Genomic DNA, 15,798 nt, shown 5'->3' with positions numbered 1-15,798 from the left:
ACCCTTGAGAGCGGGCGGCAGAGCGTTGGCAGCGATGCTAAACTCCACACTTTATCCCCCATTGACGGCTCGCCAACTCCTTGATTATCAAGACTACAACCCGGACAACAACCCAGACCACGAGCAAGCCCACCACGCGCATCATTTCATCCCTGAGCGAGGTCGGCCAGACAGCATGGGACGAACTGCTAGGTTTTCAGGCCGATGCTAATCCCTTCCTCTCATTTGCTTTTCTGCATGCCTTGCACGAAAGCGGCAGCGCCTCGGAAAAATCAGGCTGGCAACCGCAATACGTGACACTGTGGGATGAAGTTGACGGCCAGCCGCGCCTGATTGCCGCCCTGCCTTTGTATGTGAAATTTCACTCGTACGGTGAGTACGTGTTCGACTGGGCCTGGGCCGACGCCTATGAGCGCAATGGCCTGGAATATTATCCGAAACTGCTGTCGGCGATTCCGTTTACACCCGTCACCGGCGGCCGCCTGCTGGCGCGTGACGACCAGGCGCGGGCGGCGCTGATCGATGTGTTGAAGTCATTACGCAAAGATACGCAGACTTCCTCCACCCACATCCTGTATCCGCCGGCCGCGCAAGCCGAGGCCCTGCAGCAAGCAGGTTTCCTGCTGCGCAGCGGCGTCCAGTTTCATTGGCTGAACCCTGGTTATCGTAATTTCACCGAATTTCTCGATACGCTGGAACGCAAGAAGCGCAAGAATATCGTCGCCGAACGGCGCAAGGTAGCCGATGCCGGGGTGCGCCTGCGCCGGGTGCGCGGGCAAGATGCGACTGAGGCTGATTGGATATTTTTCAACCGCTGCTATGCGCAAACCTATGCGGAGCATCGCTCCACACCCTACCTGAACCTGGATTTTTTCCTCAGGATCGGCGCCAGCATGCCGCACAACATCCTGCTGATCGTGGCCGAACGCAACGGGCGGCCGATTGCATCGTCGTTGTTGATCTATACCGATCAAACTTTATACGGCCGTTATTGGGGCGCACTGGAATTCGTCCCGTGCCTGCACTTTGAGACCGCCTACTACCAGCCCCTGGAATTCTGTATCGAACAGAAAATCGCCTGCTTTGAAGGTGGCGCCCAAGGCGAACACAAGATGGCGCGCGGCTTTTTACCGCAAAAAACCTGGTCGGCGCACTGGCTGGCACGTCCGGCCTTCGCCGACGCGGTAGCCAATTTCCTGGCGCGCGAGGCTGACGGCATCGATAGTTATATGGACGAATTGAACGATCGCAATCCGTTCCGATCGACGCCGCTTTAGCAAGCAGTTGCCATTAGATGCCCCTGTCAGACAGCCGGCAGTCATGCAACCTGCCGGCATCCTCGAAGATCAGGATCGACCTGGCAACTTTACCGTTGCCGATTTTTTAGTCCAGAAGACCAACGCCGCTGCAACTATCGACGCGATGGCCAGACCATACAGCCCGCCCTGGATCGACCCGGTTTTTTGCTCCAGGTAGCCAAAGGTTGCAGGTGCAAAGAAGCCGCCTAAATTCCCGATTGAATTAATCAGTGCGATAACGCCAGCCGCGATCCGGGCATCCAGGTAGCCTTGGGGAATAGGCCAAAAAAGTGAGGAGGCTGCCTTGAATCCTATCGCGGCAAAGCAGATCGCCACAAATGCAAAGACCGGGCCGCTGGTGGTAGACATGAACATCCCGCAGGCTGCGACAACAAGCGCTATGGCCACCCACATTTGCTGATGCTTGAAGCGCGTCGCCAGAGAGGCGAAAATATACATTGCAACGATAGAGATCAGCCAAGGTATGGAGTTGAACAAGCCAACCTGGAATTCGCTGAAATGGCCCATTTTCTTGATGATGCTTGGGAGCCAGAACGTGGCGCCGTAGATAGTCAGCTGGATCGCGAAATAGATGAAACAGAAAAGCGCGATGCGGCTATCTTTCAGCAATGTAAATGAACTCACATGTTTTGGCCGGTTGGCTTCGCGCTCTTTTTGTTCGGCGTCGATAACCTCCGCTAAAGCGTTGCGCTCGGCGTCGGTCAGCCATTTCGCGTCACGTGGATGGGAATCCAGCCGGAACCAGACGACAACACACAAGACGATCGATGCGAGACCTTCGATAATAAACATCCATTGCCAGCCGTGGAATCCACCGCCTTCGATCTGCAGCAGCGCGCCTGAGAGAGGACCGGAAATCACGGATGCGAGTGCAGATCCGCTGAGGAAAATCGCCATTGCTTTGCCGCGTTCGCTATTCGGCAGCCACTGGGTAAAGTAATACACGACACCTGGAAAGAAGCCGGCTTCGGCTACTCCCAACAACAGGCGCATTACATAGAACGATGTTTCACCGGTAATGAATGCCATGCCCGTAGCCACGACTCCCCATGTGAACATGATGCGGGTCAGCCAGGCCTTGGCCCCAAAACGCTGCTGCAAGATATTCGAAGGCACTTCAAATACCGCGTAGGCCACAAAAAACAGGCCGGCTCCAAGTCCGAATGCCGCGGCGCCTATGCCGAGGTCGGTTTGCAGATGGGAACGGACGAAGCCGATATTGACGCGATCGATGTAGTTTGCGATGAACATGACGACGAATAAAGGCAATATCCGCCATTTCACTTTACTGATCGCAACGTCCAATATGCTTTGGGCATTGCTGTTAGTTGCGGCGCCACCTTCAGCGCCCGTTGTTAGAAGTGTACCCATGCTGCTGTCTCCTTGAATTTTATTTGCCAGACCTGTTATTTTTTTAGCGGACCAGGCAAGGCATTTTGTTATTGAATTTCCATCCAGGGATGAGATATTGCATTGCTATCGCATCGTCTCGCGCACCTAGTCCCATGTTGCGATAGAGTTGATGAGCCGCCTCGATTTCAGCCATGTCGACCTCGATTCCCAAGCCAGGTTTTTTAGGCACCTGAACCAATCCACCTTCTATCTTCAACGGCTCTTTTGTCAGCCGCTGGCCGTCCTGCCAGATCCAGTGGGTGTCAATCGCGGTAATTTTTCCAGGTGCTGCAGCAGCGACATGGGTGAACATCGCCAGGGAAATATCGAAGTGGTTATTCGAATGAGAGCCCCAAGTGAGATCCCATTCATTGCACATTTGCGCTACGCGCACAGAACCTTGCATGGTCCAGAAATGCGGATCGGCCAAGGGTATGTCGACCGACTGCAACTGAATCGCATGGCGCATCTCACGCCAGTCGGTGGCGATCATGTTTGTCGCAGTCAGCAGGCCGGTGGCGCGGCGGAACTCCGCCATTACTTCGCGCCCGGAATAGCCGTTTTCCGCTCCACATGGATCTTCCGCATAGGCCAGCACGTCGCGCTTGTCACGGCACAGGCGGATTGCATCTTTAAGCAGCCAGCCGCCATTCGGATCCAGCGTAATGCGGGCTTCAGCGAACTCCTCCGACAGAGCGGTCACGGCTTCCATTTCATCTTCACCGCGCAACACGCCGCCTTTCAGCTTGAAGTCGTTGAAACCGTATCGGTCATGGGCGGCGCGCGCCAACTCGACAATGGCCTCGGTCGTCATAGCGGCCTCATGACGCAGGCGTAGCCAGTCATCAGGTTCGTCGTCGGCTGAGGCATACGGCAAGTCCGTGTTTTTGCGATCGCCGATATAGAACAGGTAGCCGAGCATTTCTACTGCATCGCGCTGTTGCCCCTCGCCCAGCAGGGCTGCTACAGGTACCTTCAAGAACTTGCCCAACAGGTCAAGCAGCGCTGCTTCCAGCGCCGTGACCGCGTGTACCGCAATACGCAAGTCGAAAGTCTGCAAGCCGCGACCGCCGGCATCTCTGCCCTGAAAAGCCTGGCGTGCCTGGTTAAGGATATTGTTGTAATCGCCGATAGACTGGCCGACAACCAGCTGTCTTGCATCTTCCAGTGCCTGCCTGATTTTCTCGCCGCCAGGAACTTCGCCAACGCCCGTCTCGCCGGAACTGTCGGTCAGGATGACGATATTGCGCGTGAAGTAAGGGCCGTGAGCGCCGCTCAGGTTAAGCAGCATACTGTCCCGGCCTGCGACGGGTATCACCTGCAAGGACACGATACGCGGCGTGTCATTGGCAGGTAAAGGATTGTTTGTGTTCGACATGGTTGTCTCCAGTTCCAAAACTTAGTATTAATCCTGGCGCTGAACTTGTGCGCCTATTCGATATGTATTAAAGAGACCTACTGCGGACCAAGGGATTTGATCAACACATCAAGCCGTTCGCATTCTTGCGGCGTCATATCCGTCAATGGCGTCCGCACCGGGCCCGCAGTGTGGCCGACCAAGGTTGCGCCGGCTTTCACGATACTGACGGCATAACCTTGCTTCCGGTTTCTGATCGCCAGGTAAGGTAAGAAGAAATCGTCGATGAGGCGGTTAGTCGTCGCGAAATCATCGGTGCGCACCGCTTCGTAGAAATCAATTGCCGTTTTCGGGATGAAATTGAACACTGCCGAAGAATATACCGGCACGCCCAGTGCTTTATAGGCGGAGGCATACACTTCCGCAGTAGGCAAACCGCCCAGGTAAGTAAAGCGGTCGCCCAGCTTGCGCCGGATCGTGACCATCAATTCGATTTCACCGATACCGTCTTTAAAACCGATCAGGTTCGGACAACGGTCAGCCAGTTTCAGCAGCGAATCGGCATCCAGGCGGCATACGTTGCGGTTGTACACAACCACACCGAATTTGACGGATTTGCAGACTGCTTCGATATGCGCTACCAGGCCATCCTGGCTGGCTTCGGTCAGATAATGCGGCATTAGCAACACGCCATGGGCACCTAGCTTTTCCGCCTCTTGCGCGTAAGCAATTGCAGTACGGGTCGGGCCGCCTGCTCCGGCCAGGATAGGCACCTTGCCGCGACAGGTTTCAACTGCGACCTTTACAACTTTCGTGTAATCCTCTGGCGTCAGGGAGAAAAATTCGCCTGTTCCACCGGCAACAAATAGCGCGGTCGCACCATACGGCGCCAGCCATTCCAGACGATCTGCGTAGGGCCTGGAGACAAAATTGCCGTCAGCGTCAAAGTCGGTAATCGGGAAAGAAAGCAAGCCGGAAGAGAGGATTTGTTTCAGGTCTTGTGGTGTGAACATGATGGTCGTTGATGAAAGATTGAGAAAAGCGGAAATTTCCTACTGCATTTAATCTTATTTGATGTCTGTCATCGTACAAGTAAAAATATCGACCCGCAAGATCTGTTTGGAAATATTCCTAAAAAAACAAAGCAATATCGACTTTCCATGGCAATGCTCGCACTGCACGCCTGGCGCGGATGCTAAATTGCTAGCCCCGTTCAATTGTACTGGGGATCAGCCCACCAAGTCATACGTCATCCTATAAGTTGCTTATTTAAACATCTATCGATAGCAGCGGCATTGGCACTTGCTGTATCAGACCTATACAAATACCATTGTCGGCCACGCATCCGGCCCGACCTCACACAAAGAACCGCCATGCAACCCACCCATATCTTGCTAGCCTTGCTGACCGTCACGATCTGGGGGTTGAATTTTGTCGTGATCAAGATTGGCCTGGCAGGTTTGCCACCACTGCTGTTTTCGGCGCTGCGTTTCGTGTTTGCCGCACTGCCGCTGGTGTTTTTCATCAAAAGGCCGGCGATTCCCTGGCGTTACCTGATCGGTTTCGGCCTATTCCAGTTCGCACTACAGTTTTCCTTGCTGTTCTCGGGCATGCAGATGGGTATCGGCGCCGGCCTGGCTTCGCTGGTGATTCAGCTGCAAGCGTTTTTCACTATCGGCCTGGCGGTGCTGCTGCTTGGTGAACGGCCACTGGTGACGCAATTACTTGGCGCGCTGGTGGCGCTGGCCGGGATTGTGCTGGTCGCCGCTCATCTGGAAGCGAAAGCCACTGTGATCGGCTTCCTGCTGGTCATCGGCGCCGGTCTCAGCTGGGCCAGCGCCAATATCGTCACCAAGAGAATCGGCAAAGTCAATCCACTGGCGCTGATGGCCTGGGGTTCGTTGATTGCATCGCCGCCGTTGCTGTTGGCCTCAGCCGTGTTTGAAGGCCCTGCCGCCTGGCACAACGCGTTTACGCACTTTGGCTGGGTTTCGGTGGCTGCCGTGTTTTATCAGTCCTACCCCAACACCATCGTCGGCTATGGCATCTGGACCATCCTGATGCGCAAATACCCGGCGGCCACGGTGGCGCCGTTCTCGTTGCTGGTGCCACTGGTAGGCATGCTGAGCGCCGCCATCGTGCTGGGTGAATCGCTGGAGTGGTGGAAAATCGTTGCGGGGTTGCTGGTGTTGGGTGGGCTTGCTTTGAATTTGTTTGGTGGGCGGTTGATGTTGCTAGTAAAAACGAGCAGGCAATAAAAAACGCACCGAAGTGCGCTTTTTGACAAACCTGTCCAACGGTACTAATTACGCGATGGATTTTTTGTAAGCCTCAACACCCGCCAGGATTTCCTTGCGCGCTTCATCCGGACCGAACCAACCGTCGATCTTGACCCATTTGCCCTTTTCCAGATCCTTGTAGTGCTCGAAGAAATGCTGGATCTGCTTCAAGCGCAGTTCATTCATGTCTTCCGGTTTCTGCCAGTGGGTATAGATGCTCAGCACCTTGTCGACCGGCACCGCCAGCAACTTGGCGTCCTGGCCGGCTTCGTCCGACATCTTCAACACACCGACCGGGCGGCAACGTACAACCACGCCTGGGAACAGCGGGAACGGAGTGATCACCAGCACGTCGACCGGATCGCCGTCTTCCGACAGGGTTTGCGGGATATAGCCGTAGTTGCAAGGGTAATGCATTGCAGTACCCATGAAGCGATCAACAAAAATCGCGCCGGACTCCTTGTCGACTTCGTACTTGATCGGATCGGCATTCATCGGGATTTCGATGATGACGTTGAAATCGTTTGGCAAATCGCGCCCGGCCGATACTTGATTCAGACTCATGGTGTGCTCTCGTCAATAATTAAAAAAATCGCTACAAAACCTCTTAACCTGAAATTATAACGGCTCAATGCCCTATCGTGCGATGCAACATCGACTTAGTTGCAGCTAAGTTGCCACTTCCTTGTAGCATCACCATCAATCCGCGCAAATGAGTAATCATAAAGCAACAACCTTGCACACATTCCTGTTTTAACTTATATTTCAGTAATTACTGAAAATTCAAAACATCATGCCAACTACCCAAGCCACCAATTCCCCGGGCGCAAGCACCCCGCTCACTCCTCTCACACCGCTAACCCAGCGCTTCATCTCGCACTTCGGCGAAATGGGTAGCCGCTGGGGCATCAATCGCACGGTCGGCCAGATCTATGCCTTGCTGTATGTGCTTGGCCAGCCCTTGAACGCCGACCAGATTGCCGATTACCTGACTTTTTCGCGCTCGAACGTCAGCATGGGCTTGAAAGAATTGCAATCCTGGCGACTGGTCAAGCTATTGCACCAGCCGGGCGACCGCCGTGAATACTTCGAACCGCCAAAGGATATCTGGGATATTTTCAAGACCCTGCTGGAAGAGCGCCGCCGGCGTGAGATTGAGCCGACTTTGTCGATGCTGCGGGATGCTTTGCTGGAGAATCCCGCCAACGATATTGATAAACAAGCACAACAACGGATGCGCGAGATGTACAATCTGATCGAATTATCCAGTTCCTGGTTCGACGATGTGCAACGCTTGTCTCCGGAAACCCTGGCATCTCTGATGAAGATGGGATCCAAGGTCAAGAAATTGCTGGACGTGCGCGACAAATTCCGTGGCACATCGAGCAGCAGCAAAACCCATGGCGATCACCCTGACGTGCAACTGACGGTCCAGTTAAAGGATTAGACGCATGCAGTCTTTCTCCGCAAAAAAAAGATTCACGCGCTTGCCGCTGGCGGTCGAGATCACGCTGATCCTGATCGTCAAGATCGCCCTGTTGACGCTGCTGTGGAAAGCCTTCTTCTCTGAACCGCAAACCAAGAAAATGCGTATGCCGACCGAACTGGTCGAGCAACATTTCCTGAGCCAGCCGCCAGCCGCATCGCTTTCCACCCCTTCTAGCTCCTTCCACCCTTCCTCTTCGGAGACCCGCCAATGATTCCTATTGATGAAGTCGTCGCCTTATCTCGCCTGCAGTTCGCCGCGACCGCGATGTTCCACTTCCTGTTTGTACCGCTCACGCTCGGACTGGCATGGATCCTGGTGATCATGGAGTCGGTCTATGTGATGACCGGCAGCCCGATCTACAAAGACATGACCCGCTTCTGGGGCAAATTGTTCGGGATTAACTTCGCGATGGGGATCGCCACTGGCATCACGCTGGAATTCCAGTTCGGCACCAACTGGTCTTACTACTCGCACTATGTCGGCGATATCTTTGGCACGCCGCTGGCGATCGAGGGGATGATGGCGTTCTTCCTCGAATCGACTTTCGTCGGCCTGTTCTTCTTTGGCTGGGATCGCTTGTCGCGGGTCCAGCATTTGCTGATTACGTTCCTGGTGGCGCTCGGCTCCAGCCTGTCTGCGCTGTGGATCCTGATCGCCAACGGCTGGATGAACAATCCGGTCGGCGCCGAGTTCAACTATGAAACCATGCGCATGGAGCTGACCAGCATCGTCGATGTCATCTTCAATCCGGTGGCCCAGGTCAAGTTCGTCCACACTTTGTCAGCCGGCTACGTCGCCGCCTCGATGTTCGTGCTCGGCATCTCCGCCTACTACCTGTTGAAAGGTCGCGACACCGCATTTGCCTTGCGGTCATTTGCGATTGCCGCCGGCTTCGGCCTGGCGTCGACCTTGTCGGTCATCGTGCTCGGCGACGAATCCGGTTATACCGCAGGCGAAGTCAACAAGGTCAAGATGGCAGCGATGGAAGCCGAATGGCATACCGAGGCAGCGCCGGCCGGCATCACCGTGTTCGGCTGGCCGAACGAGAAGGAACAACGCACCGATTACGCGTTCAAGATTCCCTACGTGCTGGGCTTGATCGGCACCCGCTCGGTGGACAAGCAGATCACCGGCATCCACGACCTGAAAAAAGAGCATGAAGTGCGTATTCGCAACGGCATGCTGGCGTATGCCGCCCTGACCCGCCTCAAAGGCGGCGACAAATCGCCGGAAGCGATTGCCGATTTCGACAAGCTGAAACACGATCTCGGCTACGGGCTGCTGCTGAAGAAATACACGCCGAAGGTGGTCGACGCCACGCCCGAACAAATTGCGATGGCGGTCAATGACACCTTCCCGAAAATAGCGCCGATGTTCTGGTCGTTCCGGCTGATGGTCGGGCTGGGGATCCTGTTCCTGTTCATATTCTCTTGCTCGTTCTACTTCCTGATCCGCAAGCAACTGGCGAAGCAACGCTGGCTGCTGCGCCTTGCCGTGTACAGCATTCCGTTGCCATGGGTAGCGATCGAGCTGGGCTGGGTGCTGGCTGAATATGGCCGTCAGCCATGGACCATCTCGGGCGTGCTGCCGACCCATTTATCGGCATCAACGTTGCAGCCAGGCAGCTTGTATTTCAGCCTGGCCGGATTCCTCGGCTTCTACACCTTCCTGTTCGTGATTGAAATGATATTGATGGTGAAGTACGCCCGGCGCGGCCCAAGCAGCCTGCATACCGGCAAGTATCACTGGGAGCAAGCGGATCAGCCAAGTACGGGCATCAGCCACGACAGCACAGCCAAGGCATAAGGAGAACACCATGATCTTTGACTACGAAACATTAAAAATAATCTGGTGGGGCTTCGTCGGCGTGCTGCTGATCGGATTCGCACTGACAGACGGCTTCGATTTCGGGGTCGGCATGCTGCTGCCTTTCATCGGCAAGACCGACGGTGAGCGCCGCGTCATCATCAATTCGATAGGCAGCACCTGGGAAGGCAATCAAACCTGGTTCATCACTGCCGGCGGCGCGATTTTTGCCGCGTGGCCGCTAGTGTATGGCGCCGCGTTTTCGGGCTTTTATGTGGCGCTGATGCTGCTGCTGTTCTCACTGTTCTTCCGCCCGGTCGGCTTCGATTACCGCAGCAAGGTGGCCGATACCCGCTGGCGCAATGCCTGGGACTGGGGCCTGTTCGCCGGCGGTTTCGTGCCGCCGCTGATTTTCGGCGTGGCGTTCGGCAACCTGTTCCTCGGTGTGCCGTTTCATTATGACGACACCATGCGGGTTGAATATACCGGCAACTTTTTCCAACTGTTGAATCCGTTCGGGCTGCTGGCCGGTTTGCTCAGCGTTGCCATGTTGCTGATGCATGGCGCCGCTTACCTGCAAGTCAAGACCGATGCGCTGATCGCCCAACGCGCCCGCAGCGTGGCTAAAGTCGCGGGCCTGGTGACGATACTGCTGTTCGTGGCTGGCGGCTTCTGGGTTGCGTTCGGCATCAACGGTTACCGCATCACCGGCATGCCGGACCCGAACAGCGCTTTCATGCCGATCGTCAAAACCGTCGCTACCGTCAACGGCGCCTGGTTCGACAACTACGCGCACTGGCCCGCCACCTGGGCCTTGCCGGTCATTGCCGTCGCCGGGGCATTGCTGTGCGTGGTATTCAGCGTCGCTGACAAGGCAATGGCAGCATTCCTGTCCAGCGGCTTCAGCGTGACCGGCATCATCCTGACTGCGGGCGCCTCCCTGTTCCCGTTCATCATGCCCTCCTCGCTCGACCCCAACAGCAGCCTCACTATCTGGGATGCGGTATCGAGCCACAAGACGCTGGGCATCATGTTCTGGGTAGTGGTCATCATGCTGCCGATCATCATGCTGTACACCACCTGGGTGTACCGGGTCATGCGCGGCAAGGTCACCTTGAAGCACATTGAAGACAACGAGCACACTGCTTACTAACCTGCGCATTCGCAGAACAGGAGAAAATTATGTGGTATTTCGCATGGATATTGGGAGTCGGCCTGGCCCTGGCTTTCGGCATCATCAACGTCATGTGGCTGGAGGCGAATTACGCTTTCGGCAGCCGCGATGAAGAAACCACCCGCGAGCGCTTTGAAAGCGCCGCGGCCGAGCATGAAGCCAGGGCCAGCAAGAAATGAACACCGCAGCGATTGCCGTGATGCCGGGCGCCAGCTGCCACGCGTTATTGCCCGGCCATGATTTTGTCGACGCGTATCAGGTCCGGGCCGACATTGCCGGCCTGGACGCGCGACGGGCTACCGACGCCATCATCAAAAATCCACCCGGCTGGATCAAGCAATTGATGGCGACGCGCAACCGGGTGGTCAGGCTGTTTCAATTGAAAACCGTTGAAATGGGGGTAGATGATCCGCGTGGCGCGCAGCGCACAGTTGGCGGCTTTCCTGTCGTCGCGCAATCGCCGCAGGAAGTGGTGCTGGGATTCGACGATAAGCATCTGGATTTCAGGGTCAGCATAACGGTTGCTCCAGACGGTGAAACCGCTACGGAGGTGACAGTCACCACGGTGGTCAAGACCAATAATCTTTTGGGAAGAACCTATCTGGCGACGATCATGCCTTTTCACCGGGTGATAACGCGCCACTTGCTAGAACACGCCAAATTCGACCAGGCCGTTTAGGCGCTTTGCGCTTCACTTGCGGATTCAACTTCCGCCACTATCCCGTCCCCATTGCCATCTTCGCCATCACCGGCGCCGATGGCGATGACCACCTGCTCCAGCTTGGTAACCGCCACATTCAGCGAATCATTGACCTGCGCCATGGTGTGCTGGGGCATGGTTTCCGCTATTTGCGCCACAGCTCCGGCCAGATCGATTACCGCCAGCGTCAGATTGGCAATCAGGTCGCGCTCATTAGTCATCGTTCAAGGTCCAGTATCATACGGGGACGGCATTATTACATTACAGGGCCGAATGCAAAACCGTTGCACCATAAAAAAATCATTACTGTTGGAATTTGAATCTTGAATCATCACAAAACACAAACATCACTGGCATTGTTTTGCAAGGTCGTCGACAACTTTGGCGACATAGGCATCTGCTGGCGCCTGGCACGTCAACTGGAACAGGAACATGGCATCGCCGTGACTTTGTGGGTGGACGATTTGCGTAGCTTCCACCGAATTTGTCCGGATGTCGCGGTTGATCGCGACGTACAACAGATTGGCACCGTGACGGTACGCCATTGGCGCGACCAAGACGGCGTAGACGGCGTATTCACGGCCGCCGACGTCGCCGACATCGTGATCGAGTTTTTTGCTTGCGACATACCGCCTGCTTATATCGCGGCGATGGCCGAGCGCGCACCGCATCCGGTGTGGCTGAATCTGGAAGGCCTTAGCGCCGAAGAATGGGTTGAAGGTTGCCATGCGCTGCCGTCGCCCCAGTCGCGATCTTTGACAAAATATTTCTTCTTTCCCGGCTTCACCGGGAAAACCGGCGGCCTGCTGCGTGAATCCGGGCTAGAGCAACAGCGTCAGGCATTTCAACAAGACGCCGCTGCGATGGCGGCTTTTCTCAGCCAGTTCGGCGTCACACCGGCAGAGATGGCTTCCCTGAAGGTCTCCCTGTTTTGTTATCCACAAGCGCCGGTTTCTGCGCTATTCGATGCTTGGCAAAGCAATGGAAAAGCAATTACCTGCCTGGTGCCGGAAGGCGTTGCCGTCGACGCCATCGAAAAATTCCTGGGGCGAACTGCGCACGCCGGAGCAACCGCCAGCCACGGCGCACTGACTGTGCGAGTACTGCCTTTCGTTCCCCAACCCGACTACGACAGGCTATTGTGGGCATGCGACCTCAATTTTGTACGAGGCGAAGATTCCTTCGTCCGTGCTCAATGGGCCGACAAGCCTTTTATCTGGCATATATACCCGCAAGACGAAGACTTGCATCACGTTAAATTGAATGCATTCCTGGGCCGCTACACGGCCACGACAGAGAACCTGCGCGAATTCTCCTTGAGCTGGAATGAAGCCACAAAAAAAACGGTGAACTGGACTTCACTATGGGCGCTATTTGAAGCCGACATGCAAAAAATTGCCATCATGTCTACAGATTGGCAACGTCAAATGGGGGGAAATGGCGACTTGACCAGCAATTTGCTGAAGTTTGCCGAAACAGTTCAGTAAGAGACGTTCAAAAATAGGTTAAAATATACGGCTAATTTTTGACGCATTTAAAAATTCAATCATACGTGGGCTTGCGGCGCTTTTTGCCAGTGGGCTACAGATGATTTTTATGTAACCTACTTTTTTACCTATATTCGCTATGAAACCAGCAAAAGAAATTCGTGTCGGCAATATCATTATGGTTGACAGTAAGCCAATGATCGTTTTGCGCTCTGATGTCAACGGTTCGAGCCGCACGGGCTTCACCTACAAGTGGAAGATGAAGAATCTTCTGACAAACAGCCCACAGGAAAACGTTTTCCGTGGCGACGACAAGTTTGACGTAGTTGTGCTCGACAAGAAGCCTGTTACCTATTCGTATTTCGCCGATCCGTTGTTCGTGTTCATGGACGCAGACTACGAACAGTATGAAATCGAAGAAGAAAACCTGGGCGATGCATTGCACTACTTGAAAGACGGCATGGAATGCGAAGCTGTGTTTTACGACGGCAAAGCAATTTCGGTCGAACTGCCAACCACTATCGTGCGCCAGGTTGTTTACTCGGAGCCAGCGGTTAAAGGTAACACTTCGGGCAATGTCCTGAAAGAAGCCAAGATCGAAAACGCGATCGAAGCAAATCAACACATCGTCATGGTGCCGTTGTTTGTCAGCTCCGACGACTTGATCGAAATCGACACACGTACCAACGAGTTCAAGAAGCGCGGTTAATACCGGGGGTGCTTACCCTTCCGCTTACAAAAAACGCTGCCGATAATCGGCAGCGTTTTTTTTCGCCTGTGTTGTAGGGTGGGCACGCCTTTGTGCCTACCCTACGAACAGCAAGTTATTGACTCAATATCTCGCCCAGCTTCTTGTTATTGAAGCCGAAACTGGAGATCACCGCCAGACCGGCCAGCGCCAGGGCGCCGCCCAGCCACAAGGTCGACGGGATGCCGAGCGAATCGACCACCACGCCACCGGTGGATGAGCCCACGGCGATCGCTACCTGCACAATGCTGACGAACAATGCAGAACCGGCTTCCGGCAGATCCGGTGAAGACAATTGCAGCCAGATGCTAAGGCACAATGGAATAGCGCCGAACGCTACACCCCACGCCAATATCATCACCACTACCCCGGCTTGGGACGCATGCAACGACGGTAGCGCCAGCAAGGACACCATCAGTATCGCCACCACGGCAAACAAGGAAAGCTGCAAATTGCGGCTGACGGTAGTCGAGATCACAAAATTCGACACGAAACCGACAAAACCGAAACCCAGCAATACCGAAGTAATCGCAGGCAGGCTGAATCCGGCGCTTTGCACCAGGAACGGCGTGACATAGGTGTAGGCCGAAAAGTGAGCGCCAAACACCAGCGCCACCATCAGCAAGCTTTTACGGGTATTGGCACGGCTCAACAAAGCGCGCAGATCGCTCAAGCGTATCGCTGCTTTCGACGGCAACGAAGGCAACAGCAATGCTTGTGCAGCCAGCGCCACGGCGGCTAGCACGCCGGTGGCAATAAACGATGCGCGCCAGGAAGCCATGGTGCTGATAAAAGTACCAAGCGGCACGCCTATTACCGTGGCGAAGGTAACCCCGGTCAGTATCATCGCGGTTGCCTTGGCCGCGTGCTGCTCCTGCACCAGCCGCGCCGAAGTCGCCAGCGCCAGCGTCCAGAAACCGCCAAGTGCCGCGCCCAGCAGCGCCCGGCCCAGCAACATCGTGCCGAAGCCGGGAGCCATCGCCGACACCAGATTGGAAGCCAGCAGCAAGACCGACAAAGCCAGCAAGATCAAACGGCGGTTGATGCGCCCTGCTCCCAACATCAGGGCGGGGGCCGATATCGCTGCGATAACCCCGGGCGTGGTCACCATCAAACCCGCCGTGCCGGGCGAGACACCAAGGTCGCGGGCAATTTGCGGCAGCAGGCCGACCGGCAGGAATTCTGTCGTCACAAAAGCGAAAGCGCCTATCGCCACCGCCACCACCGACAACCAGGACCGCAACGGCGATGGCGTGCCGTCGGTATGGATGCGCTGATCCGGCAGAGGCAGATCGAGACGGCTGTCGTTTTGCGCGCTGATCGCCGCTAGATTTTTTTCCATGTGAAACTCCTGTTTGTTGTCTGGCCCTGATTAAACTGTATTATTTTTAACTACAGTTTAAAATATAAAAACGGGATCAAAACCGATCCCTCTACCCGATTAACTGTATTTAATATTCATACAGTTAACTATAAAAAAACCACTACATTCCAGCCTGAGCCATGACTTTAGTCTTGTCTGCAATCTTGTTGACCAGTTCGCACAGTTTCCGGCCCTTCAAAATCTCCAGCATGGCGTCCTCTACTTCGGATACTACCGGATCCAGCACCATATCCATGCCGCAGCTAACCGGACAGCAAAGGTCTTTCGTGCGGGTATTGTGCTTCAGCACCGGCCCCTCCTCCACTGCCTGATAGATCTCGGCCAGGTTGATTGCCGAAGCCGGCCGCGCCAGCTGCACACCGCCGCCCTTTCCCTCCTTGGTCACCACCAGGCCGGCCTTGCTCAACTTACGCAACAGCTCTCGCACAAAAACCGGATTAGTATTGACGCTGGCAGCAATGGCGGTGGACGGGAAATACACTTCCCCACCCCTGGTAGCGTATTCAACGCTGACTAAAATGTGTGCCGCCACGGCAAATCGACTGGACTTCATACTGTCACTATATTCAATACAGATAATCTGGTCAACTAATTTTGTTGCATAAGCTTAGTTATATAAACTCATATATAAACTCATGTAAATGTTGATGTTCAGATAATTTC

The 15,798-nt window shown here is 55.0% G+C and carries 17 protein-coding genes; 10 read left to right on the top strand and 7 right to left on the bottom strand.

Annotated features, from left to right (window positions below; genetic code table 11):
* The first annotated feature begins 80 nt into the window (after positions 1-80).
* Positions 81-1,277: a GNAT family N-acetyltransferase gene (locus BM205_RS12745; protein ID WP_254783871.1), complete on the top strand. Its 1,197-nt coding sequence runs from the start codon at positions 81-83 to the stop codon at positions 1,275-1,277.
* A 69-nt stretch (positions 1,278-1,346) separates the two neighbouring features.
* Here BM205_RS12745 and BM205_RS12740 read toward each other — a convergent pair whose 3' ends face one another.
* From BM205_RS12740 to kdgD, 3 genes are all read right to left on the bottom strand, one after another.
* Positions 1,347-2,690, bottom strand: a complete 1,344-nt coding sequence (locus BM205_RS12740) for an MFS transporter (protein WP_092414991.1) — start codon at positions 2,688-2,690, stop codon at positions 1,347-1,349.
* 43 nt (positions 2,691-2,733) lie between these two features.
* Complete coding sequence (gudD, locus tag BM205_RS12735; RefSeq protein WP_092414989.1) at positions 2,734-4,089, bottom strand: glucarate dehydratase; 1,356 nt, start codon at positions 4,087-4,089, stop codon at positions 2,734-2,736.
* A 77-nt stretch (positions 4,090-4,166) separates the two neighbouring features.
* Positions 4,167-5,081: a 5-dehydro-4-deoxyglucarate dehydratase gene (gene kdgD, locus BM205_RS12730; RefSeq protein WP_092414987.1), complete on the bottom strand. Its 915-nt coding sequence runs from the start codon at positions 5,079-5,081 to the stop codon at positions 4,167-4,169.
* 360 nt (positions 5,082-5,441) lie between these two features.
* On the opposite strand from kdgD, the gene BM205_RS12725 reads away from it, so the two are divergent.
* A complete protein-coding gene (locus BM205_RS12725; RefSeq protein WP_092414985.1) occupies positions 5,442-6,326 on the top strand; it encodes an EamA family transporter in 885 nt (294 codons plus the stop codon).
* A gap of 48 nt (positions 6,327-6,374) precedes the next feature.
* Here BM205_RS12725 and ppa read toward each other — a convergent pair whose 3' ends face one another.
* Complete coding sequence (gene ppa, locus BM205_RS12720) at positions 6,375-6,911, bottom strand: inorganic diphosphatase (RefSeq protein WP_092414983.1); 537 nt, start codon at positions 6,909-6,911, stop codon at positions 6,375-6,377.
* Between the two features lie 229 nt (positions 6,912-7,140).
* Between ppa and BM205_RS12715 the strand changes: the two genes are divergently transcribed.
* From BM205_RS12715 to BM205_RS12690, 6 genes are read left to right on the top strand one after another with little or no spacing between them, the layout of a single operon-like run.
* The gene (locus tag BM205_RS12715) at positions 7,141-7,794 is read left to right on the top strand and encodes a GbsR/MarR family transcriptional regulator (RefSeq protein WP_092414981.1); all 654 of its coding nucleotides are present in this window, start codon (positions 7,141-7,143) and stop codon (positions 7,792-7,794) included.
* A 4-nt stretch (positions 7,795-7,798) separates the two neighbouring features.
* On the top strand, positions 7,799-8,047 hold the full coding sequence (gene cydP, locus BM205_RS12710) for a cytochrome oxidase putative small subunit CydP (RefSeq protein ID WP_092414979.1): 249 nt from the start codon (positions 7,799-7,801) through the stop codon (positions 8,045-8,047).
* A complete protein-coding gene (locus BM205_RS12705; protein ID WP_092414977.1) occupies positions 8,044-9,642 on the top strand; it encodes a cytochrome ubiquinol oxidase subunit I in 1,599 nt (532 codons plus the stop codon). The genes cydP and BM205_RS12705 overlap by 4 nt, the downstream gene beginning before the upstream one ends.
* Before the next feature lie 10 nt (positions 9,643-9,652).
* Positions 9,653-10,795 (top strand): cytochrome d ubiquinol oxidase subunit II, encoded by a 1,143-nt coding sequence (gene cydB / locus BM205_RS12700; RefSeq protein ID WP_092414975.1) that lies wholly within the window; start codon positions 9,653-9,655, stop codon positions 10,793-10,795.
* A gap of 29 nt (positions 10,796-10,824) precedes the next feature.
* Positions 10,825-10,995: a cytochrome bd-I oxidase subunit CydX gene (gene cydX / locus BM205_RS12695; RefSeq protein WP_092414973.1), complete on the top strand. Its 171-nt coding sequence runs from the start codon at positions 10,825-10,827 to the stop codon at positions 10,993-10,995.
* A complete protein-coding gene (locus BM205_RS12690) occupies positions 10,992-11,495 on the top strand; it encodes a DUF2867 domain-containing protein (protein WP_217646043.1) in 504 nt (167 codons plus the stop codon). Before cydX ends, BM205_RS12690 begins: the two co-directional genes overlap by 4 nt.
* On the opposite strand, the gene BM205_RS12685 is transcribed toward BM205_RS12690, so the two are convergent.
* On the bottom strand, positions 11,492-11,737 hold the full coding sequence (locus BM205_RS12685) for a hypothetical protein (protein WP_092414971.1): 246 nt from the start codon (positions 11,735-11,737) through the stop codon (positions 11,492-11,494). The two genes, BM205_RS12690 and BM205_RS12685, sit on opposite strands and share 4 nt — an antisense overlap.
* A gap of 102 nt (positions 11,738-11,839) precedes the next feature.
* Here BM205_RS12685 and earP point away from each other — a divergent pair, with 102 nt between their 5' ends.
* Both earP and BM205_RS12675 read left to right on the top strand, forming a co-directional pair.
* Positions 11,840-13,003, top strand: a complete 1,164-nt coding sequence (gene earP, locus BM205_RS12680) for an elongation factor P maturation arginine rhamnosyltransferase EarP (protein ID WP_092414969.1) — start codon at positions 11,840-11,842, stop codon at positions 13,001-13,003.
* Positions 13,004-13,142: 139 nt separating this feature from the next.
* Positions 13,143-13,712 (top strand): elongation factor P, encoded by a 570-nt coding sequence (locus BM205_RS12675; RefSeq protein WP_092356481.1) that lies wholly within the window; start codon positions 13,143-13,145, stop codon positions 13,710-13,712.
* Between the two features lie 115 nt (positions 13,713-13,827).
* Here BM205_RS12675 and BM205_RS12670 read toward each other — a convergent pair whose 3' ends face one another.
* Together BM205_RS12670 and BM205_RS12665 are read right to left on the bottom strand one after the other, a co-directional pair.
* Positions 13,828-15,093: an MFS transporter gene (locus tag BM205_RS12670; protein WP_254783870.1), complete on the bottom strand. Its 1,266-nt coding sequence runs from the start codon at positions 15,091-15,093 to the stop codon at positions 13,828-13,830.
* Between the two features lie 142 nt (positions 15,094-15,235).
* Positions 15,236-15,688, bottom strand: a complete 453-nt coding sequence (locus BM205_RS12665; protein WP_092414967.1) for an Rrf2 family transcriptional regulator — start codon at positions 15,686-15,688, stop codon at positions 15,236-15,238.
* Between the last annotated feature and the right edge of the window lie 110 nt (positions 15,689-15,798).

The sequence above is a fragment of the Collimonas sp. OK307 genome (assembly GCF_900113705.1).
Lineage (GTDB): Bacteria > Pseudomonadota > Gammaproteobacteria > Burkholderiales > Burkholderiaceae_D > Collimonas.
Note: the sequence above shows the minus strand (reverse complement) of the source record. Positions and strands in the feature narration are given on the sequence as shown.

Excerpts from the sequence above, each read along its gene's own strand:
- BM205_RS12685 (WP_092414971.1), bottom strand. The coding sequence starts at position 11,737 with ATGACTAATGAGCGCGACCTGATTGCCAATCTGACGCTGGCGGTAATC.
- cydP (WP_092414979.1), top strand. The coding sequence starts at position 7,799 with ATGCAGTCTTTCTCCGCAAAAAAAAGATTCACGCGCTTGCCGCTGGCG.
- gudD (WP_092414989.1), bottom strand. The coding sequence starts at position 4,089 with ATGTCGAACACAAACAATCCTTTACCTGCCAATGACACGCCGCGTATC.
- BM205_RS12675 (WP_092356481.1), top strand. The coding sequence starts at position 13,143 with ATGAAACCAGCAAAAGAAATTCGTGTCGGCAATATCATTATGGTTGAC.
- BM205_RS12740 (WP_092414991.1), bottom strand. The coding sequence starts at position 2,690 with ATGGGTACACTTCTAACAACGGGCGCTGAAGGTGGCGCCGCAACTAAC.
- cydX (WP_092414973.1), top strand. The coding sequence starts at position 10,825 with ATGTGGTATTTCGCATGGATATTGGGAGTCGGCCTGGCCCTGGCTTTC.
- BM205_RS12670 (WP_254783870.1), bottom strand. The coding sequence starts at position 15,093 with ATGGAAAAAAATCTAGCGGCGATCAGCGCGCAAAACGACAGCCGTCTC.
- BM205_RS12690 (WP_217646043.1), top strand. The coding sequence starts at position 10,992 with ATGAACACCGCAGCGATTGCCGTGATGCCGGGCGCCAGCTGCCACGCG.
- BM205_RS12725 (WP_092414985.1), top strand. The coding sequence starts at position 5,442 with ATGCAACCCACCCATATCTTGCTAGCCTTGCTGACCGTCACGATCTGG.
- ppa (WP_092414983.1), bottom strand. The coding sequence starts at position 6,911 with ATGAGTCTGAATCAAGTATCGGCCGGGCGCGATTTGCCAAACGATTTC.
- BM205_RS12715 (WP_092414981.1), top strand. The coding sequence starts at position 7,141 with ATGCCAACTACCCAAGCCACCAATTCCCCGGGCGCAAGCACCCCGCTC.
- kdgD (WP_092414987.1), bottom strand. The coding sequence starts at position 5,081 with ATGTTCACACCACAAGACCTGAAACAAATCCTCTCTTCCGGCTTGCTT.
- cydB (WP_092414975.1), top strand. The coding sequence starts at position 9,653 with ATGATCTTTGACTACGAAACATTAAAAATAATCTGGTGGGGCTTCGTC.
- BM205_RS12705 (WP_092414977.1), top strand. The coding sequence starts at position 8,044 with ATGATTCCTATTGATGAAGTCGTCGCCTTATCTCGCCTGCAGTTCGCC.
- BM205_RS12665 (WP_092414967.1), bottom strand. The coding sequence starts at position 15,688 with ATGAAGTCCAGTCGATTTGCCGTGGCGGCACACATTTTAGTCAGCGTT.